23 protein-coding genes and 1 riboswitch are annotated in these 25,842 nt (G+C 71.8%); of the genes, 18 read left to right on the top strand and 5 right to left on the bottom strand.

The genetic code is table 11. The features are described 5' to 3' along the window. Positions 1–2 precede the first annotated feature (2 nt). The 7 genes from cobO to ACZ5L9_RS17275 all read left to right on the top strand — a co-directional run bounded on the left by cobO (position 3) and on the right by ACZ5L9_RS17275 (position 7,447). On the top strand, positions 3–632 hold the full coding sequence (gene cobO / locus ACZ5L9_RS17305; RefSeq protein ID WP_464530001.1) for a cob(I)yrinic acid a,c-diamide adenosyltransferase: 630 nt from the start codon (positions 3–5) through the stop codon (positions 630–632). Next, a complete protein-coding gene (locus tag ACZ5L9_RS17300; RefSeq protein ID WP_464529998.1) occupies positions 626–3,136 on the top strand; it encodes a cobyrinate a,c-diamide synthase in 2,511 nt (836 codons plus the stop codon). The genes cobO and ACZ5L9_RS17300 overlap by 7 nt, the downstream gene beginning before the upstream one ends. Beyond that, positions 3,133–4,182 (top strand): nicotinate-nucleotide--dimethylbenzimidazole phosphoribosyltransferase, encoded by a 1,050-nt coding sequence (cobT, locus tag ACZ5L9_RS17295; protein ID WP_464529994.1) that lies wholly within the window; start codon positions 3,133–3,135, stop codon positions 4,180–4,182. The genes ACZ5L9_RS17300 and cobT overlap by 4 nt, the downstream gene beginning before the upstream one ends. Then, the gene (locus ACZ5L9_RS17290) at positions 4,179–5,231 is read left to right on the top strand and encodes a cobalamin biosynthesis protein (RefSeq protein WP_464529991.1); all 1,053 of its coding nucleotides are present in this window, start codon (positions 4,179–4,181) and stop codon (positions 5,229–5,231) included. Before cobT ends, ACZ5L9_RS17290 begins: the two co-directional genes overlap by 4 nt. After that, positions 5,228–5,911 (top strand): (2Fe-2S) ferredoxin domain-containing protein, encoded by a 684-nt coding sequence (locus ACZ5L9_RS17285; protein ID WP_464529988.1) that lies wholly within the window; start codon positions 5,228–5,230, stop codon positions 5,909–5,911. The genes ACZ5L9_RS17290 and ACZ5L9_RS17285 overlap by 4 nt, the downstream gene beginning before the upstream one ends. Positions 5,912–5,967: 56 nt before the next feature. Next, positions 5,968–6,900, top strand: a complete 933-nt coding sequence (locus ACZ5L9_RS17280) for a YhjD/YihY/BrkB family envelope integrity protein (protein WP_464529985.1) — start codon at positions 5,968–5,970, stop codon at positions 6,898–6,900. A gap of 133 nt (positions 6,901–7,033) precedes the next feature. Continuing rightward, the gene (locus ACZ5L9_RS17275; protein WP_464529982.1) at positions 7,034–7,447 is read left to right on the top strand and encodes an SHOCT domain-containing protein; all 414 of its coding nucleotides are present in this window, start codon (positions 7,034–7,036) and stop codon (positions 7,445–7,447) included. Between the two features lie 103 nt (positions 7,448–7,550). Here ACZ5L9_RS17275 and ACZ5L9_RS17270 read toward each other — a convergent pair whose 3' ends face one another. Beyond that, complete coding sequence (locus ACZ5L9_RS17270; protein ID WP_464529979.1) at positions 7,551–8,795, bottom strand: ammonium transporter; 1,245 nt, start codon at positions 8,793–8,795, stop codon at positions 7,551–7,553. Between the two features lie 211 nt (positions 8,796–9,006). Between ACZ5L9_RS17270 and glnT the strand changes: the two genes are divergently transcribed. The 11 genes from glnT (at position 9,007) to ACZ5L9_RS17215 (ending at position 18,836) form a co-directional block, all read left to right on the top strand. Beyond that, complete coding sequence (gene glnT, locus ACZ5L9_RS17265) at positions 9,007–10,332, top strand: type III glutamate--ammonia ligase (protein ID WP_464529977.1); 1,326 nt, start codon at positions 9,007–9,009, stop codon at positions 10,330–10,332. 23 nt (positions 10,333–10,355) lie between these two features. Continuing rightward, positions 10,356–11,279 (top strand): class II glutamine amidotransferase domain-containing protein, encoded by a 924-nt coding sequence (locus ACZ5L9_RS17260; RefSeq protein WP_464529974.1) that lies wholly within the window; start codon positions 10,356–10,358, stop codon positions 11,277–11,279. Then, on the top strand, positions 11,276–11,950 hold the full coding sequence (locus ACZ5L9_RS17255; protein ID WP_464529971.1) for a hypothetical protein: 675 nt from the start codon (positions 11,276–11,278) through the stop codon (positions 11,948–11,950). Before ACZ5L9_RS17260 ends, ACZ5L9_RS17255 begins: the two co-directional genes overlap by 4 nt. A gap of 12 nt (positions 11,951–11,962) precedes the next feature. Continuing rightward, positions 11,963–13,312: an FMN-binding glutamate synthase family protein gene (locus tag ACZ5L9_RS17250; protein WP_464529968.1), complete on the top strand. Its 1,350-nt coding sequence runs from the start codon at positions 11,963–11,965 to the stop codon at positions 13,310–13,312. Further along, entirely contained in the window at positions 13,309–14,490 is a 1,182-nt protein-coding gene (locus ACZ5L9_RS17245) for an NAD(P)/FAD-dependent oxidoreductase (protein WP_464529966.1), read from the top strand. The genes ACZ5L9_RS17250 and ACZ5L9_RS17245 overlap by 4 nt, the downstream gene beginning before the upstream one ends. 8 nt (positions 14,491–14,498) lie before the next feature. Continuing rightward, a complete protein-coding gene (locus tag ACZ5L9_RS17240) occupies positions 14,499–14,939 on the top strand; it encodes a HutD family protein (RefSeq protein ID WP_464529963.1) in 441 nt (146 codons plus the stop codon). Continuing rightward, positions 14,936–16,141, top strand: a complete 1,206-nt coding sequence (locus tag ACZ5L9_RS17235; RefSeq protein ID WP_464529960.1) for an allantoate amidohydrolase — start codon at positions 14,936–14,938, stop codon at positions 16,139–16,141. Before ACZ5L9_RS17240 ends, ACZ5L9_RS17235 begins: the two co-directional genes overlap by 4 nt. Further along, complete coding sequence (locus tag ACZ5L9_RS17230; protein ID WP_464529956.1) at positions 16,138–16,848, top strand: helix-turn-helix domain-containing protein; 711 nt, start codon at positions 16,138–16,140, stop codon at positions 16,846–16,848. Before ACZ5L9_RS17235 ends, ACZ5L9_RS17230 begins: the two co-directional genes overlap by 4 nt. 44 nt (positions 16,849–16,892) lie before the next feature. Beyond that, positions 16,893–17,039, top strand: a riboswitch (adenosylcobalamin (AdoCbl) riboswitch). Between the two features lie 2 nt (positions 17,040–17,041). Then, entirely contained in the window at positions 17,042–17,275 is a 234-nt protein-coding gene (locus tag ACZ5L9_RS17225; RefSeq protein ID WP_464529953.1) for a CbtB domain-containing protein, read from the top strand. Positions 17,276–17,302: 27 nt separating this feature from the next. Further along, positions 17,303–18,178, top strand: a complete 876-nt coding sequence (locus ACZ5L9_RS17220; RefSeq protein WP_464529950.1) for a CbtA family protein — start codon at positions 17,303–17,305, stop codon at positions 18,176–18,178. A gap of 10 nt (positions 18,179–18,188) precedes the next feature. Next, complete coding sequence (locus ACZ5L9_RS17215) at positions 18,189–18,836, top strand: hypothetical protein (RefSeq protein WP_464529946.1); 648 nt, start codon at positions 18,189–18,191, stop codon at positions 18,834–18,836. 60 nt (positions 18,837–18,896) lie between these two features. On the opposite strand, the gene ACZ5L9_RS17210 is transcribed toward ACZ5L9_RS17215, so the two are convergent. From ACZ5L9_RS17210 to cobN, 4 genes are read right to left on the bottom strand one after another with little or no spacing between them, the layout of a single operon-like run. Then, complete coding sequence (locus ACZ5L9_RS17210) at positions 18,897–19,796, bottom strand: cobalt-precorrin-6A reductase (RefSeq protein ID WP_464529941.1); 900 nt, start codon at positions 19,794–19,796, stop codon at positions 18,897–18,899. After that, positions 19,793–21,232, bottom strand: a complete 1,440-nt coding sequence (locus tag ACZ5L9_RS17205; RefSeq protein WP_464529938.1) for a cobyric acid synthase — start codon at positions 21,230–21,232, stop codon at positions 19,793–19,795. Before ACZ5L9_RS17205 ends, ACZ5L9_RS17210 begins: the two co-directional genes overlap by 4 nt. Further along, positions 21,229–22,050: a precorrin-6A synthase (deacetylating) gene (gene cobF / locus ACZ5L9_RS17200; protein WP_464529935.1), complete on the bottom strand. Its 822-nt coding sequence runs from the start codon at positions 22,048–22,050 to the stop codon at positions 21,229–21,231. The genes ACZ5L9_RS17205 and cobF overlap by 4 nt, the downstream gene beginning before the upstream one ends. Further along, positions 22,047–25,835 (bottom strand): cobaltochelatase subunit CobN, encoded by a 3,789-nt coding sequence (cobN, locus tag ACZ5L9_RS17195; protein ID WP_464529932.1) that lies wholly within the window; start codon positions 25,833–25,835, stop codon positions 22,047–22,049. Before cobN ends, cobF begins: the two co-directional genes overlap by 4 nt. Positions 25,836–25,842 lie beyond the last annotated feature (7 nt).

The following is a 25,842-nucleotide window of genomic DNA, read 5'->3' as shown; positions in this document are numbered from 1 at the left end:
GCATGCCGCAGGGCGTCCCGACCACGGTCCCCGACGACGGGCTGACCACGCGCCAGCGCCGTAACCGGCCGCTGCTGATCGTCCACACCGGCGAGAACAAGGGGAAGTCGACCGCCGCGTTCGGCCTCGGGCTGCGCGGCTGGAACCAGGGCTGGAACATCGCGGTCTTCCAGTTCGTGAAGTCCGCCAAGTGGAAGGTCGGCGAGGAGAGCGCGTACGTCGCGTTGAACCGTGTCCACGAGGAGACCGGCCAGGGCGGCCCGGTGCAGTGGAACAAGATGGGCGACGGCTGGTCCTGGTCGCGCAAGAGGAATGATGGCGACGAGGACTCCGCCGATTTCCGGGCCCAGGTCGCGCGCGACGGCTGGGCCGAGATCAAGCGGCGGATCCTCGCCGAGGAGCACGACCTCTACATCCTCGACGAGTTCGCCTACCCGGTGAAGTGGGGGTGGATCGATGCCGCCGAGGTGGCTGCGTTCCTGAAGGACCGCCCGGGCCACCAGCACGTCGTCATCACCGGTCGCAACGTCGCTCCCGAGATCGTCGATGTTGCCGACCTGGTCACCGAGATGACCAAGATCAAGCACCCGATGGATGCCGGCCAGAAGGGCCAGAGGGGCATCGAGTGGTGAGGGTGATCGATCCCGTCGAGATCCCGCGGCTCGTCATCGCGGCCCCGTCCACCGGCCAGGGCAAGACGACGGTCGCCACCGGGCTGATGGCCGCGCTGCGGGCCGACGGGCCCCACGGACGCGGGCTCGACGTCAGCGGCCACAAGATCGGCCCCGACTACATCGACCCGGGCTACCACGCGCTCGCCACCGGTCGCCCCGGCCGCAACCTCGACCCACACCTCGTCGGCGAGGAGCTGATCGCGCCGCTGCTGCTGCACGGCGCCCGTGGTGCCGACATCGCGATCATCGAGGGCGTGATGGGGCTGCACGACGGCCGCATCGGCACCGACGGGTTCTCCTCCACCGCGCACGTCGCCCGGCTGACCCGTACGCCCGTCGTGCTGGTCCTCGACATCGCCCGGGTCTCGCGCTCGGCGGGCGCGATCGTGGCCGGCGTCGCGGCGTACGACCCCTCGATCGAGGTCGTCGGCGTGATCCTCAACCAGGCCGGCTCGGCGCGTAACGTCGAGGAGGTACGCCGCTCGATCCGCGACCTGCCCGTCCTCGGGGTCATCCCGCGCGACCAGCACATCGTGACCCCGTCGCGGCACCTCGGCCTGGTGCCCGCCGCCGAGCGCGAGCAGACGGCGGCCACGATCGAGCGACTCGGGGCGCAGGTCGCCCGCCACGTCGACCTCGACGCCATCAAGGCACTCGCGCTGCGCGCGCCGGCGCTCGACGCCGCGCCGTGGGATCCGGCCGATCACGTCCTGCGGCGCTCGGGCGGCAACCGGCCGCGCATCGCGGTCGCCGGCGGGCGGGCGTTCACATTCCGGTACGCGGAGACCGAGGAGCTCCTGCGCGCGGCCGGGTGCGACGTCGTCGCGTTCGATCCGCTCGCGGACACCGCGCTGCCCCTCGGCACGCAGGGGATCTATCTGGGCGGGGGCTTCCCCGAGGTGTACGCGGCCGAGCTCGCCTCGAACCGGGCGTTGCTCGCCGACCTGCGTGCTGCGATCGAGGCGGGCGTCCCGGCCGTCGCCGAGTGCGCCGGGATGCTCTACCTGGCCGAGTCGCTGGACGGCGTGCCCATGGCGGGCGTCCTCCCGGTGAGCACGGCGATGAGCAGCCTGACGCTGCGCTATCCGGTCGCGACGTCACCCGCGGACACGCTGCTCACCCGGGCAGGGGAGCAGGTCAGCGGGCACGAGTTCCACAAGACGCAGGTGAGTGCGGGGTCTCGACAGGCTCGACCACCGGAGGGGTCTCGACAGGCTCGACCTCCGATGCAGCCCGCGTGGGAGATCGACGGGGCGGCGGTCGGGTTCTCCACGCCGACCCTGCACGCCTCCTACCTCCACACGCACTGGGCCGGGCACCCACAGCTCGCGCAGCGGTTCGCCGACGCCGTGCACGCCGCGACGCCGCACCAGGGAGCGCCGTTCGCGCCGCAGAGCGCCGAGCGGACGTACGCGCCCATCGACCCGCTGCGCCACCACGGCGACGCCGAGGTCGGCAGCGGGACGGGTGTGGCGATGCTGGACTTCGCGGTCAACGTCTACGACGGCCCGCGGCCGGAGTGGCTCGACCGGGTGCTGCACGAGGCCATCGATGCGGCGGGCTCCTACCCGGACGCGCTGCCCGCGGCGCGGGCGATCGCCCAGCGGTACGGCCGCTCGCGCGACGAGGTGCTGCCGACGGCGGGAGCGGCCGAGGCGTTCACCCTGATCGCCCGTGCGCGGGAGTGGCAGCGACCGGTCGTGGTGCACCCGCAGTTCACCGAGCCGCAGGCAGCGCTCGAGCAGGCGGGGCACAAGGTCACCGAGGTGCGGTGCGGCGTCGAGGACGGCTTCCGACTCGATCCGGCCGCCGTGCCCGAGGACGCCGACCTGGTCATCGTCGGCAACCCGACCAACCCCACCGGCGTGCTCCATCCCCGCGATGCGGTCCTCGCGCTGCTCCGGCCGGGTCGGGTGGTGCTGGTCGACGAGGCGTTCATGGACGTCGTGCCGGGGCAGACACAGACGCTGCTGCGTGAGCGCCGAACGGGCCTGGTCGTGGTGCGCAGCCTGACCAAGCACTGGTCGATCCCCGGCCTGCGTGCCGGATACGTCGTCGGGGACGTCGCGGTCATCGGCGCGATGCGGCAGGTGCAGACGCCGTGGACGCTCTCCAGCCCGGCGATCGCCGCCACCGTCGCGTGTCTGCGCGGGCAGGCGGTCGACGAGTCCCGTCTGCGGGCGGAGCGGATCGCCCGCTGGCGCGAGGAGCTCCAGACCGGGCTCCGTACGCGTGGGCTCGAGCACGTCCCCTCGCAGGCGTCCTTCGTCCTCGCCCGTCTCGGCTCGGGCACCCGCGACCGACTCCGCGCCCACGGCATCGCCGTGCGCCGTGCCGACACGTTCCCCGGGCTCGACGAGTCGTGGGCACGGATCGCCGTACGACCTCCTGATCGCACCCGGCGACTGCTCGCCGCGCTCGACGCCCTCTTCACCAGCCCCGCACCGAAGGACACCGCATGAACCTGCCGACCTCGATCGTCCCGCCGTCCGACATCGCCCGCGACCACGCGGCCACGCGGCTGGCGGCACTCGCCACCCCGCCCGGTGCACTCGGCCGACTCGGTGAGCTCGGCGTGTGGGCGGCCGCGTGCCAGGGGCAGGTGCCGCCGCAGCCGCTCGACAACGTGCGGATGGTGATCTTCGCCGGCGACCACGGTGTCGCCGCGCACGGCGTCTCCGCGTTCCCTGCCGAGATCACCGGCGCGATGGTCCGCACGTTCCTGATCGGCAGGTCGGGAGCGTGCGCGATCGCCGCGGCCCAGGGCGTGGCCGTCCGAGTGCTCGACCTCGGGGTCGACGAGGACTTCGCGGACCTGAGCGACGAGGTCCGCGAGGCGCTGCAGGCGCACAAGGTCCGACGTGGCAGCGGCGCGATCCACGTGGAGGACGCGCTGTCCGAGGCGGAGACCGAGGCGACCCTGTCGGCGGGTGCGGCCGTGGCGCGCGAGGAGATCGCGGCCGGGGCGCAGCTGCTGATCAGCGGCGACATGGGCATCGGCAACACCACGCCGGCCGCAGCCATGATCGCCGCCGCGCTCGGGCTCCCGGCCGAGGAGGTCGTGGGCCGCGGCACCGGCGTCGACGACGACGGTCTGGCCCGGAAGGTCGCGGTGGTCGACCAGGCGCTCACGCGGGCCGGCGCGCGTCTCGACGACCCACGCCAGACCCTGCAGGCGCTCAGCAGTGCCGACCTCGCCGCGACGGTCGGGTTCCTGGTGGCGGCTGCCGATGCCGGCGTCCCGGTGCTGCTGGACGGGCTGATGAGCGTCGCCTGCGCGCTCACCGCCGAGCGGCTCGCTCCCGGGGCGGGCGCGTGGTTCGCGGCCGGTCACCGCTCGACCGAGCCGGGGCAGTCGCTCGCGCTCTCGAAGCTCGGCCTCGAGCCGCTGCTCGACCTCGGCCTGCGACTCGGCGAGGGCTCCGGTGCCGTGGCCGCCGTGCCGGTGGTGCGCAGCGCCGTGGCCATCCTTCGCGACGTCGCGCTGCTCTCCGACCTGATGCCGTGAGCGTGTATACGGAGGGATACATTCCCGCGCCTAGCCCGGCTCCTCGATGTATTGGTCTTTATAGGCGACCTATAAAGACCAATACATACGGCCGGAGGTCGCGCTATGTATCCCTCCGTATAGCGACCCCGCTCGGTCTGCTCGTCGGCTTCGCCGCGGACCGGCTCGTCGGCGACCCGCAGCGGTTCCACCCGGTCGCCGGGTTCGGGACGCTCGCGGCCGGGCTCGAGCGCCGGATCCACGCCGACCACCGCGTCCCCGGCATCTTCCACACCGCGACCCTCGTCGGGGGAGCCGTCGCCGTCGGCGCCTTGGCGGAGGGCGCCACCACACGCCGTCCGCTGGCCCGCACCGCGATGACCGCCGCCGCGACCTGGGCCGTCCTCGGTGGCCGCAGCCTGCAGCGCGAGGCCGACGCCGTCCACGCCCGGCTGGCCGCCGGCGACCTGCCCGCGGCTCGGCAGCGCCTCACCCACCTGGTCGGGCGCGACACGGCCGCTCTCGACGCGTCCCAGGTCGCGCGCGCCGTGATCGAGTCGGTCGCCGAGAACACCTCCGACGCCGTCGTCGCGCCGCTCGTCTGGGGCGCCGTCGCCGGCATCCCCGGGCTGCTCGGCTACCGCGCCGCCAACACCCTCGACGCCATGGTCGGGCACCACAACGCCCGCTACGAGCGCTTCGGCTGGGCCTCGGCCCGACTCGACGACCTCGTCAACCTGCCCGGCTCGCGCCTGGCAGGCCTGCTGTCGACGGCACTCGGAGGTGACCTACGTGGCGCCGTACGCGCTTGGCGGCGGGACGCGGCGAAGCACCCCAGCCCCAACGCGGGCGTCGTGGAGTCGACCTTCGCCGGCTCGCTCGGCATCCGGCTCGGCGGCACCAACACCTACTACGGATGGAGTGTCGAGCCCAGAGTGGAGCACAGGGCCGTGATGGGCGACGGTCGCGCGCCGGCGCCGTACGACATCCCGCACGCCACCCGTCTCGCGACCCGCGTCGGCGTCGGAGCCGTCCTGGTGGCCGCTGCGATCGCCTGGAGGCGTGGATGAGCACGATCCTGGTCGGCATGTCGGTGAGCGACGTCGACAGGCGGGAGCTGCTGCTCGATGCCGCCTCGGGGATCGGCGCCAGTGTCGCGTTCCTGCAGATGGGCGATCCGTCCCTCAGCCTCGAGCTGACCCGCCTCGCCGACGCCGGAGCCACCACCATCACCCTGCTCGGGATCGACACCGGCCCCCTCGCCCCGGGGCACTCCTGGCTGCGCCGGATCGCCGCGCACTGGTGGCGCGAGCGCGCGGGGCTCAGGCCGACGATCACGGTCGCCACCGAGCTGGCCACCAGCCTCGGCGACCTCGAGGACCTGCGCGCCCGAGCCGCCGACGCCAAGCCCATCACCGGCTCCGAGCCCGGCATCACCTCCGAGGCCTGGGAGCACGTCGGCAGCCACCGTCACCAGGTGATGGTCTGTCGCGGCCCCCGCTGCACCGCGCAGGGCCAGGAGGACAACCTACGCTCGATGATCCTCGCGATGATGCAGCACCAGCTCGGCGACGCCGACGTCCTGCTGGTCCACACCGGCTGCCAGTTCCCGTGCAACCATGCGCCGGTGATCAGCGTCCAGCCCGACGAGGTCTGGTACGGCCATGTCGACCCCGCGACCGCCGAGCGGATCGTCGCCGAGCACTTCGTCGCCGGCGAGCCGGTCGCCGATCACCGCCTCCCGCGCTGAGCCCTCACCCGCAGCGGGGGAGGCGTCCCGCCCTGCGCTCGGCGCAGCATCGGCGAGTGCCACAGCCCACGCCCGAGCAGCAGGCCCGCCTGGAGCGAGCGCTCGACCTGGTGCCCCGCCGCCTGCAGGGGGTGACCCGATGGTTCCTCGGCACCTGGCTCGGGCGGATGGGTCTCGGGACCTCGTGGAGCCTGCAGCGGATCGAGCTCTTCGACCGCGCGATGGCACTCGCGGCACAGATGTTCAGCTCCGTGTTCCCGATGCTGATCCTGCTCGCGTCGTGGTTCGGCGACGCCGGGCACCTGATGTCCGACACGCTGGGGATGCCGCCGGAGGCTGAATCGCAGGTGGACGTGGCCCTGAAGGAGTCGGGATCGGCGGCCTTCGGCGTCATCGGCGCGATCATCGTCCTCGTTTCCGCCACCAGCCTCTCGCGCGCTCTCGCCCGGGCCTTCGCGGCGGTCTGGGCGCTCTCGAAGCCGAAGAGCAACCTGGGATCGGCGTGGCGGTGGGTGGCCGTGGTGCTGGTGATCACGCTGACGCTCGTCGTGCTGCGCCGCTCGCACTCGATCGCCGACGGCATTCCGCCGCCCGACTTCTGGGGCATCGTCGTCACCTGCGTCATCCTGATCGCGCTCGCCACCGTGGTCCCCTGGGTGCTGCTCAGCGGAGCGGTCGCCGTCAGGGCGCTGTTCGTCGGCGCGGTGCTGTTCGGCGTGGTGATGTCGATCGTCCGGCCCTTCGCCAACGTGTGGCTGGCCCGCTCGTTGGAGTCGAGCGCACACCGGTACGGCTCCATCGGGGTCGCGTTCACCTACCTGGCCTGGCTGTACGTGATCGCGTGGATCTTCCTCGCCACGGCGGTGATCGGCCAGGTCCTCGTCACCGACGACGGCAGGATCGGCCGCTGGCTGGCGGGCCCCGAGCCGGTCGTCCGGACGGATCGCTCCGACTCGGTCACGCGGGTCCTGGTCGACGACGACCCGTGAGCGCAGCTGCGCCGCCGGACGGGTAAAACTCACCGGAACTGGGTGACGCGCCGCGAGGTGCCACCGGGCCACCATCGAGCGAAGTGGACCTCGCTAGGAGCGTCCGCAGCGACGCCGGACCGAGGAGATCCAGATGGTGACACCCCTGCTGACCAACGGTGAGTACCCGTTGCTCGACGTTTTCTGGACGATGATGTGGTTCTTCCTGTGGATCCTGTGGATCTTCCTGCTGATCAGGATCATCGGGGACGTGTTCCGCAGCAGGGACCTCGGAGGCTGGGGCAAGGCGCTCTGGACCATCTTCATCATCCTGCTGCCACTCATCGGCGTGCTCGTCTACCTGATCGTCCGCGGCGGCTCGATGCACGAGCGTGAGATCCGTCAGGCGGAGCAGGCCGACGAGGCGATGCGCGCGTACGTCCGCTCGGCGGCCGGGACCTCCGCCAGCAGCGCGGACGAGCTCGCCAAGCTGGCTGACCTGCGCGACCGCGGGGTCCTCAGCGAGGAGGAGTACGCGACGCAGAAGGCCAAGGTCCTCCAGGGCTGACCTCGCGCCAACACGCCACGCGGGCCGCCCGGACACTGTCCGGGCGGCCCGCGGGCGTACAGGGGGCGTACAGGGGGCGTCGATCCCGAGGATCGGGAGGCGATCAGACCAGCTCGTAGGCCGGGTCGCGGTGCAGGATCGCGTCGATGCCGTTCTCCTCCTCCTCGGGGGAGATCCGGATGCCGATCGTCTTCTTGATCGCGAGCGCGATGAGCAGCGCGATGACGAACGAGTACACGAGTACGGAGCCGGCCGCGACCGCCTGCTTCCCGAGCAGGGAGAGGCTGCCGCCGTAGAACAGGCCGTCGACGCCGTTGGGCATGCTCGAGCTGGCGAAGAAGCCGATCAGCAGCGTGCCGACGATGCCGCCGACGAGGTGGACGCCGACGACATCGGTGGAGTCGTCGTAGCCGAACTTCTGCTTCAGGCCGATCGCGAAGGGGCAGATCATGGCCGGGATGAGGCCGACGAAGATCGCACCGATCGGGGTGACGGCGCCACACGCCGGGGTGATCGCGACGAGACCGGTGATCGCGCCGGAGGCGGCGCCGATGCCGGTGACGTGACCGTCCTTGTACTTCTCCACCGCGAGCCAGCCGAGCGTCGCCGCGCAGGTGGCGGTGAACGTGGTCAGCATGACGATGGCGGCGGAGTTGCCGGCCGCGAGGGCGGAGCCGCCGTTGAACGCGTACCAGCCGGCCCACAGCAGACCGGCGCCGAGCAGCGTGAGCGGTACGTTGTGCGGCTTGCGCGAGCTCCAGCTGGCCGACTTGCCGAGCACCAGCGCGACGGCGAGCGCGGCCGCGCCGGCGTTGATGTGGACGGCCGTGCCGCCGGCGAAGTCGACGGCGTGCAGCTTGTTGGCGATCCAGCCGCCGGTGGCGTTCTTGGACACGACGCCGTCGAACGCGAAGACCCAGTGCGCGACCGGGAAGTAGACCAGGACGGCCCACAGCGTCGCGAAGGTCATCCACGCGGAGAACTTCATCCGGTCGGCCGCCGCGCCGGAGACGATGGCCACCGTCAGCGCGGCGAAGAGCGCCTGGAAGAGGGCGAACAGGCTCACCGGGAGCCCGTCGATCGTCGTCTGCGGATCGAGCAGGTCCTTCATCCCGGCGTACTCGCTGAAGCTGCCGACCAGGCCTCCGTGTGACGTGCCGAAGGTCATGGAGAAGCCGAAGAGGACCCACAGCACGCCGACGACGGCGACGGCGCCATAGGTCATCATCATCATGTTGATCGAGCTCTTCACGCTGACCATGCCGCCGTAGAACAGCGCCAGGCCGGGGATCATGATCGTGAGCCCGATGATGCAGCACAGCATGAAGGCTGTGGTTCCAGTGTCCATCTCATCTCCTGGATTCGGGTGGAATCGGGCGCACCCTGCGCCGTCTCGCATGAGTAGACATGGTTTCTGCTAGTTAGACCATGGCGGGCATGTAACAACCATGTGAAACACAACGTAACCCGGATGTTACGTGCGGCGCTGGTGCTCGTCGCCGCTCACTGATCTACTGAGGTGAAACGAAGGTTCATTGCAGTAATCATGAGGAGTGATCATGTCGCAGAGTGAGCTTGCCGCCCTGGCGGAACGGTCGGGCACCCGATTCATCCTCGCGCTCTTCGTCGATCTCAACGGCAAGCCGTGCGCCAAGCTCGTGCCCGTCGAAGCGGTCGAGGAGCTCGCCACCGACGGCGTCGGCTTCGCCGGCTACGCGGTGGGCGCGATCGGGCAGGAGCCGAAGGACCCCGACCTGGTCGCCCTGCCGGACGTCTCCTCCTTCACCCCGATCCCGTTCGTCAAGCCGGGCCTGGCGGTGGTGCACTGCGACCCGCACGTCGAGGGCGTCCCGTGGCCGTACGCGCCACGCAACATCCTCAAGGGCGTCGTCGCGCGGGCCGCCTCCGCGGGCTTCGCGCCGTACGCCGGAGCCGAGGTGGAGTACTTCCTGCTCAAGCGTGACGCGCAGGGCCGGTTGGTCACCGCCGACGCCGAGGACGATGCGAACCAGCCGTGCTATGACGCGCGCGGCGTCACCCGGATGTACGACCACCTCGCCGCGATCAGCACCGCGATGAACAGCCTCGGCTGGGGCAACTACGCCAACGACCACGAGGACGGCAACGGCCAGTTCGAGCAGAACTTCCACTACGCCGACGCCCTCACCACCGCCGACCGGGTGGTGACGCTGCGCTACCTGCTCAACGTGATGGCCGCCGAGCGCGGCATGATCGCGACCTTCATGCCCAAGCCGTTCGCGAACCGGACCGGCTCCGGGCTGCACCTGCACCTCTCGCTCCGCGATGTCGACACCGACACGCCGGTGTTCCCGGTGCGAAGCGGCGACGACGACCCGATCGGGCTCGGCCTGTCGAAGACCGCGTACTCCTTCGTGGCCGGGATCCTCGAGCACGCCACGGCGCTGCAGGCGGTGATCGCACCGACGGTGAACTCCTACAAGCGGACCGGGGCCGTCGCCTCCAGCGCCAGCGGGGCCACGTGGGCGCCGCGGCTGCCCACATACGGCGGCAACGACCGGACCCACTATGTCCGGATCCCCGACGCCCAGCGGATCGAGCTGCGCGGCGGTGACGGCGCCGCCAACCCGTACCTGGCGATCGCGGCCGCCGTGGGCGCCGGGCTGGACGGCATCGCCCTGGGCCGCGCGCTGCCGGCTCTCGGGACCGGGCCGGAGACGCCGTTCCCGGCCACGCTGGTCGACGCCGTCGCCGCGCTCGAGGCCGACGAGGTGATCCGCGACGTGCTCGACGTCGCGGGCCCCGGCGTCGCCGACTACTTCGCAGGACTCAAGAGGGACGAGTTCTTCGCATATCACGCGGCGGTCTCCGAGTGGGAGATCGACCGCTACCTCACCGCCGTCTGAAGCGTCTCGGAAGGAGAAGGAACATGTGTGGAATCGTCGGGTTGCACCTGCGCAACCCCGAGCTGTATCCCCGGCTGGGGGAGCTGCTGACCGGGATGCTCTGCGAGATGGAGGATCGTGGGGCCGACTCGGCCGGTATCGCCGTCTACGGACACGACGCGTGGGCTCCGGCCGGTCGCGGATCGGTCTCGCTGATCGACGCGGGCCTCGCCCTCGACGAGGTCGCCGGCACCCTCAGCGAGGCCACCGGGGTGGACATCGCCGCCTCCACGGTGGGGAACGTGCTGCTGCTCAGCGGCGACCTCGGCGCCGCCGAGCTGCTGGCCGCGACCAGGGCCGCGTACCCGGACGTCCTGGTCGGCGGGTTCGGCGAGGACCTCGCGGTCCTCAAGGGGGTCGGCTCGCCGAAGGTGCTCGCCGAGAGCTGGGGGCTGTCGGCGGCTCAGGGCTGGCAGGGGGTGGGACACACCCGGATGGCCACCGAGTCGGCGGTGACGTCGGCCGGTGCGCACCCGTACGCGGTGGGACCGGGGGAGTGCCTGGTCCACAACGGCTCGTTCTCCAACCACGCCACCATCCGCCGCGACCTGAAGGCGGCCGGCGTCGCGTTCGACTCGGAGAACGACACCGAGGTCGGCGCCCGCTTCGTGGCTCATGCGCTCGCCGGCGGCAGCGGCGTCGACGAGGCGCTCACCGGCCTGACCGAGACCTTCGACGGCTTCTACACGCTGCTGGTCTCCAACCGTGACTCCTTCGCGGTGGTCCGCGACGCCGTCGCCTGCAAGCCAGCCGTCATCGCCGAGACGGACGACTGGGTGGCGATGGCCTCGGAGTACCGCGCGCTGGCCCACCTTCCCGGCGTCGAGGACGCCCGGATCTGGGAGCCCGAGCCCGAGGTCATCTACCACTGGAGCCGCACCGCGACCGGTCAGGAGGCGGTGGCGTGAGCACGACGTACGACCTGCGCACCACCAGCCTCCGCGAGGTGAACCGGGCGCTGCACGCGGACGGTCTCGACGGCGAGTTCGTCATCACCGAGCCGGCCGGGGCGCACAACGTCGCCGTGGGGATCGACGCGCCCGTACGGGTCACGATCCGCGGCCACGTCGGCTACTACGCGGCCGGGATGAACCAGCAGGCCGAGGTCACCATCGACGGCAACGCCGGACAGGGCGTGGCGGAGAACATGATGAGCGGCAGCGTCCGGGTGACCGGTGCGGCCTCCCAGTCGGCCGGTGCCACCGGTCGTGGCGGCCTGCTCGTCATCGACGGGGATGCGGGCGCGCGCTGCGGGATCTCGATGAAGGGCATCGACATCGTCGTGGGTGAATCCATCGGCCACATGAGCGCCTTCATGGCGCAGCGCGGCCGGCTCGTCGTCCGGGGCGACGCGGGCGACGCGCTGGGCGACTCCCTCTACGAGGCCCGGATCTACCTGCGCGGCACCGCGAGGTCGCTGGGAGCCGACTGCGTGGAGAAGGAGATGCGCGCCGAGCACCTCGACGAGCTCGCCGGGCTGCTCAAAGCCGCCGGCTACACCGATGACGATCCGGCCACGTACCGGCGCTACGGCTCGGCCCGCACCCTCTACCACTTCACGCACGACAACGAGTACTGAGAGGAACCGGCCATGACGTACACCGCCGACGACCGCGCGCGGCTGGGCCTGCGCGAGTCCGCTACCTTCGACCGGCCCACCATCGCCGCGATCCAGCGGGCCGCCGAGACCGGCATCTACGACATCCGCGGCTGGGGAGCCAAGCGCTCCTTGCCGCACTTCGACGACCTGCTCTTCCTCGGCGCCTCGATGTCGCGCTACCCGCTCGAGGGCTACCGGGAGCGCTGCGGCACCGACGTCGTGCTGGGCGCGCGGAACGCGAAGTACCCGGTGCACCTGGACATCCCGGTCACCATCGCCGGCATGTCCTTCGGGGCGCTCGGCGCCCACGCCAAGGAGGCGCTCGGTCGCGCCGCCTCGGCGACCGGGACCTCGACCACCACCGGCGACGGCGGGATGACCCCCGAGGAGCGGGGCCACTCCAAGACCCTGGTCTACCAGTACCTGCCCAACCGGTACGGGATGAATCCCGACGACCTGCGCCGCGCCGACGCGATCGAGATCGTGCTCGGCCAGGGCGCCAAGCCCGGCGGCGGCGGGATGCTGCTGGGCCAGAAGGTCTCGGAGCGAGTCGCCGGCATGCGCGACCTGCCGGCCGGGATCGACCAGCGCTCCGCATCGCGACACCCCGACTGGACCGGCCCGGACGACCTCACCATCAAGATCAACGAGATCCGGGAGATCACCGACTGGGAGAAGCCGATCTACGTCAAGGTCGGCGCGTCCCGTACGTACTACGACGTCAAGCTCGCGGTGCACGCAGGCGCCGACGTGGTGGTCGTCGACGGCATGCAGGGTGGCACGGCGGCCACCCAGGACGTCTTCATCGAGCACGTCGGCATCCCCACCCTGGCCGCGGTTCCCCAGGCGGTGCAGGCGCTGCAGGAGCTGGGCGTCCACAAGCGGCCCGACGGCGTCCAGCTGATCGTGTCCGGAGGCATCCGGTCGGGAGCGGACGTCGCCAAGGCGCTCGCCCTGGGCGCCGACGCAGTGGCGATCGGCACGGCGGCCCTGATCGCGCTCGGCGACAACGATCCTCGCTACGCCGCGGAGTATGAGGCGATGGGATCGGCCGCGGGCTTCTACGACCAGTTCCAGGCCGGGCTCGACCCGGCCGGCATCACCACCCAGGACCCCGAGCTGCAGCGCCGCCTCGACCCGGAGGAGGGCGGCCGCCGCGTCGCGAACTACCTGCGGGTGCTCACCATGGAGGCCCAGACCATCGCCCGAGCCTGCGGCAAGGCGCACGTCACCCACCTCGAGCCCGAGGACATGGTCGCCGTCTCGATCGAGGCCGCCGCGATGGCCCGGGTCCCGCTCGCCGGCACGTCCTGGATCCCCGGACAGGGTGATCGGGCATGAGCGCGACCAGGGCCGTCGTCATCGGCGGCGGGCTGATCGGCCTGTCCATCGCCCGCGCCCTCACCGCACGCGGGCTGAGCGACGTCCTCGTCCTCGAGCGGCACCAGCTCGCGTCCGGCGGGACCGGCAAGTCCAGCGGCATCGTCCGGATGCACTACGGCGTGCCCTCGATCGCCGCGATGTCGTGGCGCAGCCTGCCGGTCATCGAGGCCCTCGGCGACGCGGTCGGGTTCCGCCAGGTCGGCTACTCGGTCATCGTCGGGGAGGAGAACGCAGACGCCCTCAAGGCCAACACCGCGATGCACCAGGGCCTCGGCATCGAGGTCGACCTGATCGGCCCCGACGAGCTGCAGGCGCTGTGGCCGATGATGAACGTCGAGGACGTCGCCCTCGCGTCGTACGAGCGGCGCGGTGGGTTCGCCGACGCCACCCAGCTCGCGCTCCACTTCGGCCAACAGGCCCGGGACCACGGCGCCCGGATCCGGCAGAACACCCCGGTCGCGCGCATCCTCACCCACGGCGATCGGGTCACGGGCGTGGAGCTCGGCTCGGGCGAGGTGGTCGACGCGGACCTGGTCGTCGTCGCCTCCGGTTGGTGGTCCAAGCAGCTGCTCGCCGGCCTCGGGGTCGACTTCCCGGTCGAGGCCTACCGCTCCGAGCTGCTGATCGTCGACGCCGGCGAGCCGCTGCCGGACCTGCCGGTCGTCTCCGACCTGATCAGCCTGCAGTACTGCCGCCTCGAGGGCTCGGGGCAGTTCCTGGTCGGCAACAGCGACCACGCCGACTTCGGGAGCAAGCTCGTCGACCCCGACCGCTACTCCAACGTCGCGGGGGAGAGCAGCATCATGGCGTACGCCGAGAAGGTGATGCACCGCTTCCCGGGCTTCCCGGAGCCGTCGATCACGCACACGTACGCGGGGGTCTACGACGTGCCGCCGGACTGGAATCCGGTGATCGCGCCGGTCGGCGGGATCGGCGGGCTGATCCTGGCCGCCGGCTTCGCCGGGCACGGCTTCAAGATCAGTCCCGCTGTCGGCGAGCTGGTCGCCGACCTCGTCCTCGAGGGCGACAGCACCGATCCCGACGTCGCGGCCTCCGACTTCCGGCTCGAGCGGTTCGGCGAGGGCAAGCCGCTGGCGAGCCTGCACCCGTACGTCGGTGCCGGCGAGATGCGGTGAGCCGACCGATGCTCGTCGCATCGACCGCGGCCGCCCTGCCGTGGGCCAACGGTGCGGGCACCACCCGCGAGCTGGCCACCGGACACGGGACGGACGGGCGCGTCAGCTGGCGGCTCAGCGTCGCGGACCTCGATCACGACGCCTGCTTCTCCCGCTTCCCCGGCATCGACCGGCTCTTCGTGGCGCTCGGCCGGCTGAGCCTCTCGGTGTCGGGGGAAGCGATGGCGATGGAGGCCGGCGACATGGTCCGCTTCGCGGGCGAGGCAGCGGTCGCCGTGCAGCTGGAGCGACCGACCCGCGCCCTCAACCTGATGACGCGGCGCGGAGTGTTCCGTGGCGCCGTGCGGCTCCGGGAGCGGACGGCCCCGGACGTGCCGGGCAGCGACCTGACCGTCGACCTCGGCGACCACCTCGCCGACGTGTTCCTGACGCAGGAAGGACAACGATGAGCGACACCGTCGCCTCTCTCATGGCCGAGATCGACGCCCTGGGCGCCGACCCCGTGCGGGGCGGCTACAGCCGGCCGGTGTACTCGACCCCCGAGCTCGACCTGCGCTCCTGGTTCGTCGCGCATGCCGAGCGTCGCGGCCTCGACGTCGAGTCCGACCGCAACGGCATCCTGTGGGCCTGGTCGGGAGGCGTCGGCGACGGCGCGGTGGTCACCGGCAGCCACCTGGACTCGGTGCCGGGCGGAGGCGCGTACGACGGACCGCTCGGCGTGGCGTCGGCGCTGGTGGCCTTCGACCGGCTCGCGGCTCGCGGCGTGCACGGCCGCCGAGCCATCGCCGTCTTCCCCGAGGAGGAGGGGTCGCGCTTCGGGGTGGCGTGCCTCGGGTCGCGACTGATGACCGGCGCCCTCGACGCCGACCGCGCACGCGGCCTCACCGATGCCGACGGCACCACGTTCGCCGAGGCGAGCAGGCGTGCGGGCGTCGATCCCACGCATCTCGGTCCCGACCCGGCGGCGTTGGGTCGGATCGACACGTTCATCGAGCTGCACGTGGAGCAGGGCCGTGGGCTGGTGGACCTCGATCGGTCGGTCGCCGTCGCCTCCTCGATCCTCGGGCACGGCCGGTGGCGGCTGTCGTTCGCCGGCGAGGGCAACCACGCCGGCACGACCGTGATGCGCGATCGGCGCGACCCGATGGTGGCGGCGGCCCACGTCGTGGGTGAGGTGCAGCGGATCGCGCGCGGCGTGCAGGGCGCGCGAGCGACGGTCGGCCGCCTGGTTCCTGTGCCCGGCGGCACCAACGTGATCGCTTCGCGTGTCGACCTCTGGCTCGACGTCCGCCACCGCGAGAACGCGGTGACCCGCTTCCTGGTCGCTGAGATCACCCAGGCCGCTTACGCCGCCGCTCGGGAGCAGGGCTGCTCGGCGTCGGTGGTCGAGGAGTCCTTCAGCGCGACAGTCGACTTCGACCCGCAGCTGCAGGCGCGGCTCTCGAGCGTCCTCGACGACGCGCCCGTGCTCGGCACGGGGGCAGGCCACGACGCCGGAGTCCTCAAGGATCACGTCAGCACCGCGATGCTCTTCGTCCGCAACCCGACCGGCGTCTCGCACGCACCCGGCGAGGCCGTCGAGGACGCCGACGCGGAGGCCGGGGCCGCGGCCCTGGCGAGCAGCATGGCCGCGCTGCTGGGTGCCCGATGACGCCGGAGGAGCGCGCGGTCGTCCACTCCCAGTGGACGCTGGCGCGCTACGGTCACGACATGGAGAACGACGAGGCGCTGCTGCGCAACGCCGGCACCGCGCGCGATCGCCGACCGGACGACGCGGTCGAGGCGCTCGAGCTGGAGGCCGCCATCGCCCGCAACGTCCGGGAGCTGCGGCAGAACGCCGGGCTGTCCGTGGGGGAGACGGCGACCCGTGTCGGCATCTCCAAGGCGATGCTGTCGAAGATCGAGAACGCCCAGACCTCGTGCTCGCTCGGCACCCTCGCCCTGCTGGCCAAGGGGCTCAACGTGCCGGTGACCTCGCTCTTCCGCGGCGCCGACACCGAGCGCCCGGCGTCGTACGTGAAGGCGGGCCAGGGCACGCCGATCGTGCGCAACGGCACCCAGGTCGGGCACGAGTACAACCTGCTCGGCGGGCTGCGAGGTGAGCACAAGCGCCTCGAGTGCCTGCTGGTGACGCTGACCGAGGCCAGCGAGGTGCACCCGCTCTTCCAGCACCCCGGGACCGAGTTCATCTACATGCTCGAGGGCGTCATGGACTACGGGCACAGCCGATCGGTCTACCGCCTGCGGGCCGGCGACTCGCTGCAGCTCGACGGCGAGGGCGCGCACGGGCCGACGGGCCTGGTCACGCTGCCGATCCGGTTCCTGTCGATCATCGCGTTCCCGGACGGGTCGGTCTGATCGTCCGGATATGGACGTCGGTGGACGGCCACCGCGGGTGCCGATAGGGTGCGGCTACGCGCCGGACGTGAGGAAGCCAGTGAGAATCTGGCACGGTCACGCCACTGTGAGTCTCCTTGGGGAGCGAAGTCAGATCTTCCGCCGACGCGTTTTCCGCCCATCTGGGAACGTTGTATTCCTGAAGGAGCATCACGTGAGCAACACGTCTGCTATCCCCACTGCCATCAGCAGCCCCGCGATCAGCACCCCGCTGGTCCACGCGAACGTCAAGACGATCGCCCTGCTGGTCGGCGTCGCCTTCGCGGCGCTGCTGGTCTACTACTTCATCGGCGTCGACGAGGGCGCCACCTCGGTGTTCGGGAAGAGCATGGTCCTCCATGAGTTCTTCCACGACGGCCGACACTTCCTCGGCTTCCCCTGCCACTGATCCAACCCGGCAGGAGAACAACAGAACATGGTCAAGCAACTCATCGCTCGCGGCGCGCTCTCCGGCGCGGCCGCGGGTCTGGTGGCGTTCGTCTTCGCCCGCCTCTTCGCCGAGCCGATCATCTCGAAGGCGATCGACTACGAGAGCGCGCGTGACGCGGCCCAGCAGGCCCTGGACAAGGCCGCCGGGCTGCCTGTCGAGGCCGCCGGCCCCGACATCTTCAGCCGTACGGTCCAGATGGACGTCGGCATCGGCGCCGGCCTCATCCTCTTCGGCGCAGCCATGGGCGCGCTCGTCGCGGTCGGCTACGTCATCGCGATCGGCCGGGTCGGGAAGGTGCGTCCGTTCCAGCTCGCGCTGATCCTGCCGGCCTTCTACTTCGTCGGCGCGTTCCTGGTGCCGTTCCTGAAGTACCCGGCCAACCCGCCGGCGATCGGGCACGAGGAGACGATCCGCACCCGCGGCGCGCTCTACCTCGTCGTGGTAGCGGTCTCGTGCATCGCGCTGTTCCTGGCCGTCTACTACGGCCAGCGACTGCACCGGCGGCTCAGCCTGTACAGCACGGTGCTGATCATGGGTGCCGCGTACGTCGCCGTGATGGCTGTCGTGTTCCTGGTGCTGCCGGCGCTCGGCCACCTGGACGCCAACGTCGCCCAGTTCGGCAGGCACGACACCGAGACGCCGCTCCCACTGACCGACCCGGACGGGACGATCGTCTTCCCGGGCTTCCCGGCGGACCTGCTCGCGCAGTTCCGGGTGTACTCGCTCGTCGCCCAGGTGATCCTGTGGGGCGGCATCGCGCTGCTCTTCGCGCCCCAGGCCCAGCGTCTGCTCGACCCGGCGGCCGCCCGGGCCGGCCGCGAGGGCCGGTTCGCCGAGGACCACGCTCCGGTCGCCGTCTGATGCCTGCCCGATGAGGCGCGTCAGTGCCGTCATCGTCGCGGCCGTCACCCTCGTGGTGGCGGCCGCGATGCCGGTCTGGGCCCATGGCAGCGTCAACGTCAACGCGAGCATCCAGTCGGTCGTGCTCCGCGCACCGGCCGGGGTCAGTGTGTGGGTGCACGCCGACGGCTCGCTGATCACGCTCGAGACGAGCAGCACGGTGAGCGACGTGCAGGTGCTCGGCTACTCCAATGAGCCGTTCCTGCGCTTCGCCGCGGGCGAGGTCTTCGACAACGTCAACTCGCTGACCACCTATGCGACCACCTCGGGCGTGGTCGACCACGTCGCCGCCGGTGCCGGCCACGGCCCGACGCGGTGGCGCAGCGTACGTTCCGGGTCGACGTACTCCTGGAGCGATGGGCGCGTCGACTGGATGGAGCCTCAGCTTCCGACGGACGTGTCGGCGGCGCCGGACAAGCGGCACGACATGGGCGAGTGGTCGATCCCCGTTCTGGTCGACGGCAAGGCCGCCGAGATCACCGGCCACTTCGTGTGGGTCCCGGCCGTCATGTCCGCGGGTGCCACCACCATCGGCGTGGTCGGGGTCCTGGTCCTCGTCCTCGGCGTTGCCGGATGGGCTGCGTTCCCGAGACGACCCGTCAAGGAGCGAAGGTCGTGAGCGACAGGGTGTTGCCGTCCGGGTCCGGGAACCACGCGATCCGGGCGCCCGAGGGTGACGTCAGGATCTTGTCGTCGTCCTGGCGCGCGTCCAGGAGAACGCCGCACCGACGTTGCCCACCGTCTCCGGGGCGTGCGGGTCCACCGGGCGCCGGACGATCACGACGGGGACGCCGAGCTCGGCGGCGGCCTGCATCTTGCCCCAGGTGTACGTGCCGCCGGAGTCCTTGGTGATCAGCACGTCGACGCGGTGCTCGCGCAGAAGGGCGCGCTCGCCGTCGAGGGGGTACGGGCCTCGGCTGGTGACCAGCGTCCAGGGCTGCGGCAGCGCGAAGCCGGGGGCGTCCACGACCCGTGCGAGCGCGGGCAGCTCGCCGAGCGCCGGCACGAACCGGGCCAGCTCCTGGCGCCCGACGGTGATGAAGGGACGCTCGCCGAGCGTTGCGGCCAGGGTCGCGGCGTCGTCGTGGGTATTGGCCCAGTGCCACATCGGACGCGGCCAGGCCGGATCCGGCCTCCAGCCCGGTCGTTCGAGGCGCAGCAGCGGCAGCCCGGTCTGCGCGCAGGCCGCCACGGCGTTGGCGGACATCCCCTGTGCGAACGGATGCGTCGCGTCCACGACGACGTCGTAGTCGTCGAGCGCCGTGACGAGCCCGGACACGCCGCCGAAGCCACCGATCCGGACCGGTCCGACGGGCAGGCGCGGATCGGCGACCCGCCCGGCCAGGGACGAGGTCACGTCGATGCCCGCCTCGACGAGCAGGACCGCCAGCGCTCGCGCCTCGGCCGTGCCGCCGAGCAGCAGCACACGGCGGCTGAGACCCGGCGCCCGGGGGTCGAGACCCGGCGTCCGGTGGTCGAGCCTGTCGAGACCCGGCGTCCGGTGGTCGAGCTTGTCGAGATCCGGCGTCCGGTGGTCGAGCCTGTCGAGACCCGCCTGATCCTCAGCTCCCGCGCTCACCACTCACCACCAGGCGGCAGGACGGGCAGGTCGGCGGGCGCACCGGTCAACGCGAGGTCGAGCAGGGCATCGACGTCGAGGTGCTCCTCGACGAGGTCGCCCAGCAGCTCCAGCCGCGCGTCACGAGCGGTCGGGAACGACGCCTCGGAGGTCACGCCGAGCGCGTCGCGCAGGTAGGCCGCGCGGTAGGCGTCGTCCTCGAGGCGGCCGTGGACCATCGTGCCGGTCACGAGGCCGTCCTCGGTCGCGCCGGCGACCCGGCCGTGGTGGATCTCGTAGCCGGCGGGCGCGTGCAGGCGCAGCACCTTCTCCGCGCCGAAGGTCGTGGTGTGGGGGAGCAGGCCGAGTCCCGGGGCCTCCGCGCCGGCCTCGCCTTCGATGCCGTCCGGATCCGAGATGTGGGCGCCGAGCATCTGACAGCCGCCGCAGATCCCGAGCACCGGACGCCCGGCCTCGGCGTGCGCGAGCACGGCGCGGTCGAGCCCGCGCGAGCGCATCCAGGCCAGGTCGCTGATCGTCGCGCGCGTGCCGGGCACCACCACCAGGTCGGCGTCGGCCAGGTCGCGCGGCGACGAGACGAAGACGACGTCGAGCCCGGGCTCGAGACCGAGGGCGTCGAGGTCGGTGAAATTGCTGATCCGGGGGAGCCGGATCACGGCGACCCGCTGCGCGCCCTCGCCCGAGGCGCGCCGGCCGTCGAGGTCGAGGGCGTCCTCGGAATCGAGCCAGAGGGAGGGATCCCAGGGCAGTACGCCGTACGTGCGCCGGCCGGTCGCCCGCAGCAGCATCTCCAGGCCGGGAGTCAGCAGACCGAGGTCGCCGCGGAACTTGTTCATCACGAAGCCGCTGATCAGCGCCTGGTCCTCCGGCGAGAGCAGCGCGACCGTCCCGAGCAGGGCGGCGAAGACGCCGCCGCGGTCGATGTCGCCGACCACGATCGTGGGCAGGCCAGCGTGCCGGGCCAGGCCCAGGTTCACGTAGTCGCCGGCCCGCAGGTTGATCTCGGCCGGACTCCCGGCGCCCTCGGCGACGATCACCTCGTAACGCGAGGCGAGGTCGTCGTACGCGTCGTGGGCCGCCTTCGCCAGGTGCGCGCGACCGCTCTCCCAGTCGGCCGACGAGACGTCGCCCGCAGGCTGTCCCATCAGCACGACATGGCTGCGGCGGTCGCTCCCGGGCTTGAGCAGGACCGGGTTCATCGCCGGCTCCGGCGTCGCCCGGGCGGCCAGCGCCTGCACCCACTGCGCCCGCCCGATCTCGGCGAAGCCGGTGGTCGAGGCCCCCGGCACCGCGACCACCATCGAGTTGTTCGACATGTTCTGCGCCTTGTACGGCGCCACCCGCACGCCTCGCCGCGCGAACGCCCGGCACAGACCCGTCGTGACGACCGACTTGCCGGCATCGGAGGTCGTACCGGCGACGAGGAGGCCGCTCATGCGGGGGTCTCGACAGGCTCGACCACCGTGGCGGGCTCGACCACCGGGGCTCGCAGGAGGTAGAGGTCCATCACCCAGCCGTCGATGGCGCGGGCGTGCTCGCGTGCCACCTTGAGGGCCGCCTCGCCGAGGCCGCCCACGGTGCCGTCGAGGAGCTGCTCACCGGCCGAGCCGAGGTTGGCGGCGTACCAGATCCGCCAGTCCTCGAGGCCGCTCAGATCGGGTTCGCTGCCGAGCATGACGACCAGGTTGTCCTGACCTGCGGCGATGTCATCGCGCAGGCGTCGCGCCGTGGTGATGTGCACGGGCCGCCCGACCGGGTGCAGCACCATCCGGTGCCGGGCCGCGAGCAGCTGCGGCGCGCTGATGCCCGCAAGCACGTCCCACTCCGGTGCGTCGAGGCGCTCGGCCAGCTGCTCCACGACCCGGATGGTGGAGTCGTAGAGCGCGGGGTCGCCCCACACCAGGAAGGCAGCGGTGCCGGCACGCTCGCGAAGCACCCGTTCGTACGCCTCGACCCGTGCCTCGTGCCAGTCGCGCACCGCCGTGACGTAGCCCCCGGCGCCGTCGGGCGCCCGATCGCGCTCCGGATCCGCGACGGCGACGAGGTTGATGCCGTACGCCTCACACACGGCGCGCCGGACGGCGAGCAGCGCGTCGTCCTCGCCCTTCGCGGCGGCGATCACGTAGTCGCACTCCCGTAGCGCGGCGGCCACCTCGGGGGTGACGTGCTGGGGGCCCATCCCGATGCCGAGGATCCGGATGCGTCGTGATGCGCCGCCTCCCTCCTCGGCGGCTCCTCGACGAGCGGGGATCACCCGCGGTCCTCGAGATCACCCTCGACGTCGAGGTAGACCTGCTGCATCGCGGCGATGACGTCGGTGTCCGGCTCGGCCCACAGACCGCGCTCCGCGGCCTCGCTGAGTCGCTCGACGATGCCGCGCAGCGCCCACGGGTTGGACTTCTTCAGGAACTCCTGGTTGGTCTGGTCGAGGACGTACTCCTGCGCGAGCTTCTCGTACATCCAGTCGTGGACCACGCCGGCCGTGGCGTCGAAGCCGAAGAGGTAGTCGACGGTCGCGGCGAGCTCGAAGGCGCCCTTGTAGCCGTGTCGCTGCATCGCCGAGATCCACCGCGGATTCACCACCCGGGCGCGGAAGACGCGGGCGGTCTCCTCGGCCAGCGTGCGGGTACGGATCGCGTCCGGCGAGGTCGAGTCGCCGACGTACGCCTTCGGGTCGCTGCCGCTCAGCGCGCGCACGGTGGCGACCATGCCGCCGTGGTACTGGAAGTAGTCGTCGGAGTCGGCGATGTCGTGCTCCACCGAGTCGACATTCTTCGCGGCGACCTTGATCCGCTTGTAGTTCGTCCGCATGTCGTCGGCCGCCGGTGCGCCGTCGAGACCGCGGCCGTACGCGAAGCCGCCCCATGCGGTGTAGACCTCGGCCAGGTCGTCGTCGCCGCGCCAGTTGCCGGCCTCGATCACCTGGAGGATGCCGGCGCCGTACGAGCCGGGCTTGGACCCGAAGATGCGGGTGGTGGCTCGGCGCTGGTCGCCGTGCTCGGCCAGGTCGGCGCGGGTGTGGGCCCGGACGAAGTTCTGGTCGGCGGGCTCGTCGAGCTCGGCGACCATCTTCACCGCGTCGTCGAGCATGGCCACCACGTGCGGGAAGGCGTCGCGGAAGAAGCCGGAGATGCGGACGGTGACGTCGATGCGTGGGCGCCCGAGCTCCTCCAGAGGGACGACGCTCAGCTCCGAGACCCGCCGCGACTGGGCGTCCCACTCCGGCCGGACGCCGAGCAGTGCCAGCACCTCCGCGATGTCGTCGCCGGACGTGCGCATCGCGCTGGTGCCCCACACCGACAGGCCGACCGACTCGGGGTAGCCGCCGGTCTCGTCGAGGTAGCGCTGCACGAGCGAGTCGGCCATCGCCTGGCCGGTCTGCCAGGCCAGCCGCGACGGCACCGCGCGCGGGTCGACGGTGTAGAAGTTGCGCCCGGTCGGCAGCACGTTGACCAGGCCGCGCAGCGGCGAGCCGGACGGGCCGGCCGGGATGTAGCCGCCGGCGAGGGCGTGCAGGACGGCGTCGAGCTCGTCGGTCGTGCCGGCGAGCCGGGGGACGACCTGCTCGGCGGCGAAGGTCAGCACCTGCTGGACCTCCGGGGAGGCGTGCAGGATCGGGATCACCTCGGTGTCCCAGCCGGCCTTCTCCATCGCCTCGACCAGCTCACGCGCCTGGGCCTCGACGTGATCGACCTCGATACGGGTCTCGATACGCTCGCTGGCGCTCGCTACTCGACCAGCGTGCTCGGCCTCGGAGGTCGAGCTTGTCGAGACCAACCCCAGCGCCGACCGCAGCCCCGGCACCGCGTTCCCGACACCGCCCCACACCTGCGCGGCGCGCAGGATGGAGAGCACGAGGTTGACCCGCGCCTCGCCCTCCGGCGCCGCGCCCAGGACGTGCAGGCCGTCGCGGATCTGGGCGTCCTTGATCTCGCACAGCCAACCGTCGACGTGCAGCAGGAAGTCGTCGAACTCCTCATCGTCCGGGCGCTCCTCGAGACCGAGGTCGCGGTGCAGCTCGGCGGCGTGCATCAGCTGCCAGATCTCCCCGCGGATCGCCGGCAGCTTGGCCGGGTCCATCGTCGAGATCTTGTCGTACTCCTCCAGCAGTGCCTCCAGCCGAGCGATGTCGCCGTACGACTCGGCGCGCGCCATCGGCGGCACCAGGTGGTCGACGATGGTGGCGTGGGCGCGGCGCTTGGCCTGGGCACCCTCGCCGGGGTCGTTGACCAGGAACGGGTAGATCAGCGGCAGGCTGCCGAGCGTCGCGTCGGTGCCGCACGATGCGGAGAGGGCGGCGTTCTTGCCGGGCAGCCACTCCAGCGAGCCGTGCTTGCCGAGGTGGACCACGGCGTTGGCCCCGAACCCGTGCTCGAGCCAGCGGTACGCGGCGAGGTAGTGGTGCGTCACCGGCAGGTCGGGGTCGTGGTAGATCGCGACCGGGTTCTCGCCGAAGCCGCGCGGCGGCTGGATCATGATGACGACGTTGCCGGCCTGCAGGGTGGCGAGGACCAGCTCGCCGGCATCGTTGACGAAGAGGCTGCCGGGAGCCTCGCCCCACGCCTCGGTCATCGACGCCCGCAGGTCCTCGGGCAGGTCGGCCGTCCAGGCGTCGTACTGGGCCTTCGTGATCCGTACGTGCGCATCGGTCAGGTCGGCGGAGGTCAGCCACTCCTCGTCCTGGCCTCCGGCGGCGATGAGGGCATGGATCAGCGCGTCACCGGCCTCGGTCTCGGAGGTCGAGCATGTCGAGACCCCGTCCAGGATCCGGGTGACGACGTTGTCGCTCCCGAGGTCGTAGCCCTCATCGCGCAGCCGGCGCAGCAGCCGGATCGCGGAGACCGGGGTGTCGAGGCCGACGGCGTTGCCGATCCGGGCGTGCTTGGTGGGGTAGGCCGAGAGCACCAGCGCGAGCCGCTTCTCCGCGTTCGGAGCGTGTCGTAGACGAGCGTGGTTGACGGCGATGCCGGCGACGCGGGCGCAGCGTTCGGGGTCGGCCACGTAATGCGGCAGGCCCTGCTCGTCGACCTCCTTGAAGGAGAACGGCGCGGTGCTGATCCGGCCGTCGAACTCCGGGATCGCGATCTGGCTGGCGTAGTCCAGCGGAGTGACGCCGTCGTCGGAGGCCGCCCACTCCGCGCGGCTGCTGGTCAGTGCGAGGCCCTGCAGCACGGGGATGTCGAGCGCAGCCATCCGCTCCACGTCCCAGGCCTCGTCGTCCTCGCCGGCGCTGGCGGTCGCCGGCACCGAGCCGCCGGCCGCGAGCACGGTGACGACGAGCGCGTCCAGTGTGCCGAGGGCGTCGTACAGGTCGTCGGGGGCCGAGCGCAGCGAACCGGCGAAGATCGGCACCCCCACCGCCGCGCCGGTCGCGTCGATCGCATCAGCGAGCGCGTGCACGAACGCCGTGTTCCCGCTGGCCTCGTGGGCGCGGTAGTACAGCACGCCGATACGTGGCCGGGTCTCGATATGCTCGCTGGCGCTCGCTACTCGACCACCGGACTCACCGGCGCTCGCCACTCGACCACCGGACTCACCGGCGCTCGCCACTCGACCACCGGCTCCGTTGGTCGAGTAGCCCGAGCCGCTAGGCGAGGGCGTATCGAGACTCGGGCGCGCGGCGAAGCCCCAGGCGGGGAGGACGGCGGGCGGCTCGAAGCCCTCACCGGTGAGCAGCACGGTGTCGGACAGGAACGCGTGCAGCTGGGCGAGGTTGGCCGGGCCGCCCTCGGCGAGGTAGCGGTGCGCCTCGGCCGCGACCCCCATCGGCACCGTCGAGAGCTCCATCAGCTCCGCGCTGGGCTGCTGCTCGCCGCCGAGCACGACCAAGGGCGTTCCGGCGGCCCGGACCGCTTCGACGCCGGGCCACAGGTCGTGCGGAGAGCCGAGGAGGCGTACGACCACCAGATCGGCGCCCTCGACGGCCGCGGCGAGGGCTGCGTCGCCGGCGCGCGACGGATTGGCCCATGCGTAGTCGGCGCCTCCGGCGCGCGCCGAGAGCAGGTCGGTGTCGGACGTGGACAGCAGCGCGATCCGCATGGCAGCG

Source organism: Nocardioides sp. JCM 18998 (assembly GCF_055391535.1).
The sequence above is the reverse complement of the archived record's forward strand: the minus strand, read 5'-3'. Positions and strand labels throughout refer to the sequence as shown.

What these genes read in the sequence shown, in the direction of transcription:
- cobO (WP_464530001.1), top strand. Translation starts at nt 3, where the DNA reads ATGCCGCAGGGCGTCCCGACCACGGTCCCCGACGACGGGCTGACCACG.
- cobT (WP_464529994.1), top strand. Translation starts at nt 3,133, where the DNA reads ATGAACCTGCCGACCTCGATCGTCCCGCCGTCCGACATCGCCCGCGAC.
- ACZ5L9_RS17285 (WP_464529988.1), top strand. Translation starts at nt 5,228, where the DNA reads ATGAGCACGATCCTGGTCGGCATGTCGGTGAGCGACGTCGACAGGCGG.
- ACZ5L9_RS17275 (WP_464529982.1), top strand. Translation starts at nt 7,034, where the DNA reads ATGGTGACACCCCTGCTGACCAACGGTGAGTACCCGTTGCTCGACGTT.
- ACZ5L9_RS17270 (WP_464529979.1), bottom strand. Translation starts at nt 8,795, where the DNA reads ATGGACACTGGAACCACAGCCTTCATGCTGTGCTGCATCATCGGGCTC.
- glnT (WP_464529977.1), top strand. Translation starts at nt 9,007, where the DNA reads ATGTCGCAGAGTGAGCTTGCCGCCCTGGCGGAACGGTCGGGCACCCGA.
- ACZ5L9_RS17260 (WP_464529974.1), top strand. Translation starts at nt 10,356, where the DNA reads ATGTGTGGAATCGTCGGGTTGCACCTGCGCAACCCCGAGCTGTATCCC.
- ACZ5L9_RS17250 (WP_464529968.1), top strand. Translation starts at nt 11,963, where the DNA reads ATGACGTACACCGCCGACGACCGCGCGCGGCTGGGCCTGCGCGAGTCC.
- ACZ5L9_RS17245 (WP_464529966.1), top strand. Translation starts at nt 13,309, where the DNA reads ATGAGCGCGACCAGGGCCGTCGTCATCGGCGGCGGGCTGATCGGCCTG.
- ACZ5L9_RS17240 (WP_464529963.1), top strand. Translation starts at nt 14,499, where the DNA reads ATGCTCGTCGCATCGACCGCGGCCGCCCTGCCGTGGGCCAACGGTGCG.
- ACZ5L9_RS17235 (WP_464529960.1), top strand. Translation starts at nt 14,936, where the DNA reads ATGAGCGACACCGTCGCCTCTCTCATGGCCGAGATCGACGCCCTGGGC.
- ACZ5L9_RS17230 (WP_464529956.1), top strand. Translation starts at nt 16,138, where the DNA reads ATGACGCCGGAGGAGCGCGCGGTCGTCCACTCCCAGTGGACGCTGGCG.
- ACZ5L9_RS17220 (WP_464529950.1), top strand. Translation starts at nt 17,303, where the DNA reads ATGGTCAAGCAACTCATCGCTCGCGGCGCGCTCTCCGGCGCGGCCGCG.
- ACZ5L9_RS17215 (WP_464529946.1), top strand. Translation starts at nt 18,189, where the DNA reads ATGAGGCGCGTCAGTGCCGTCATCGTCGCGGCCGTCACCCTCGTGGTG.
- ACZ5L9_RS17205 (WP_464529938.1), bottom strand. Translation starts at nt 21,232, where the DNA reads ATGAGCGGCCTCCTCGTCGCCGGTACGACCTCCGATGCCGGCAAGTCG.
- cobN (WP_464529932.1), bottom strand. Translation starts at nt 25,835, where the DNA reads ATGCGGATCGCGCTGCTGTCCACGTCCGACACCGACCTGCTCTCGGCG.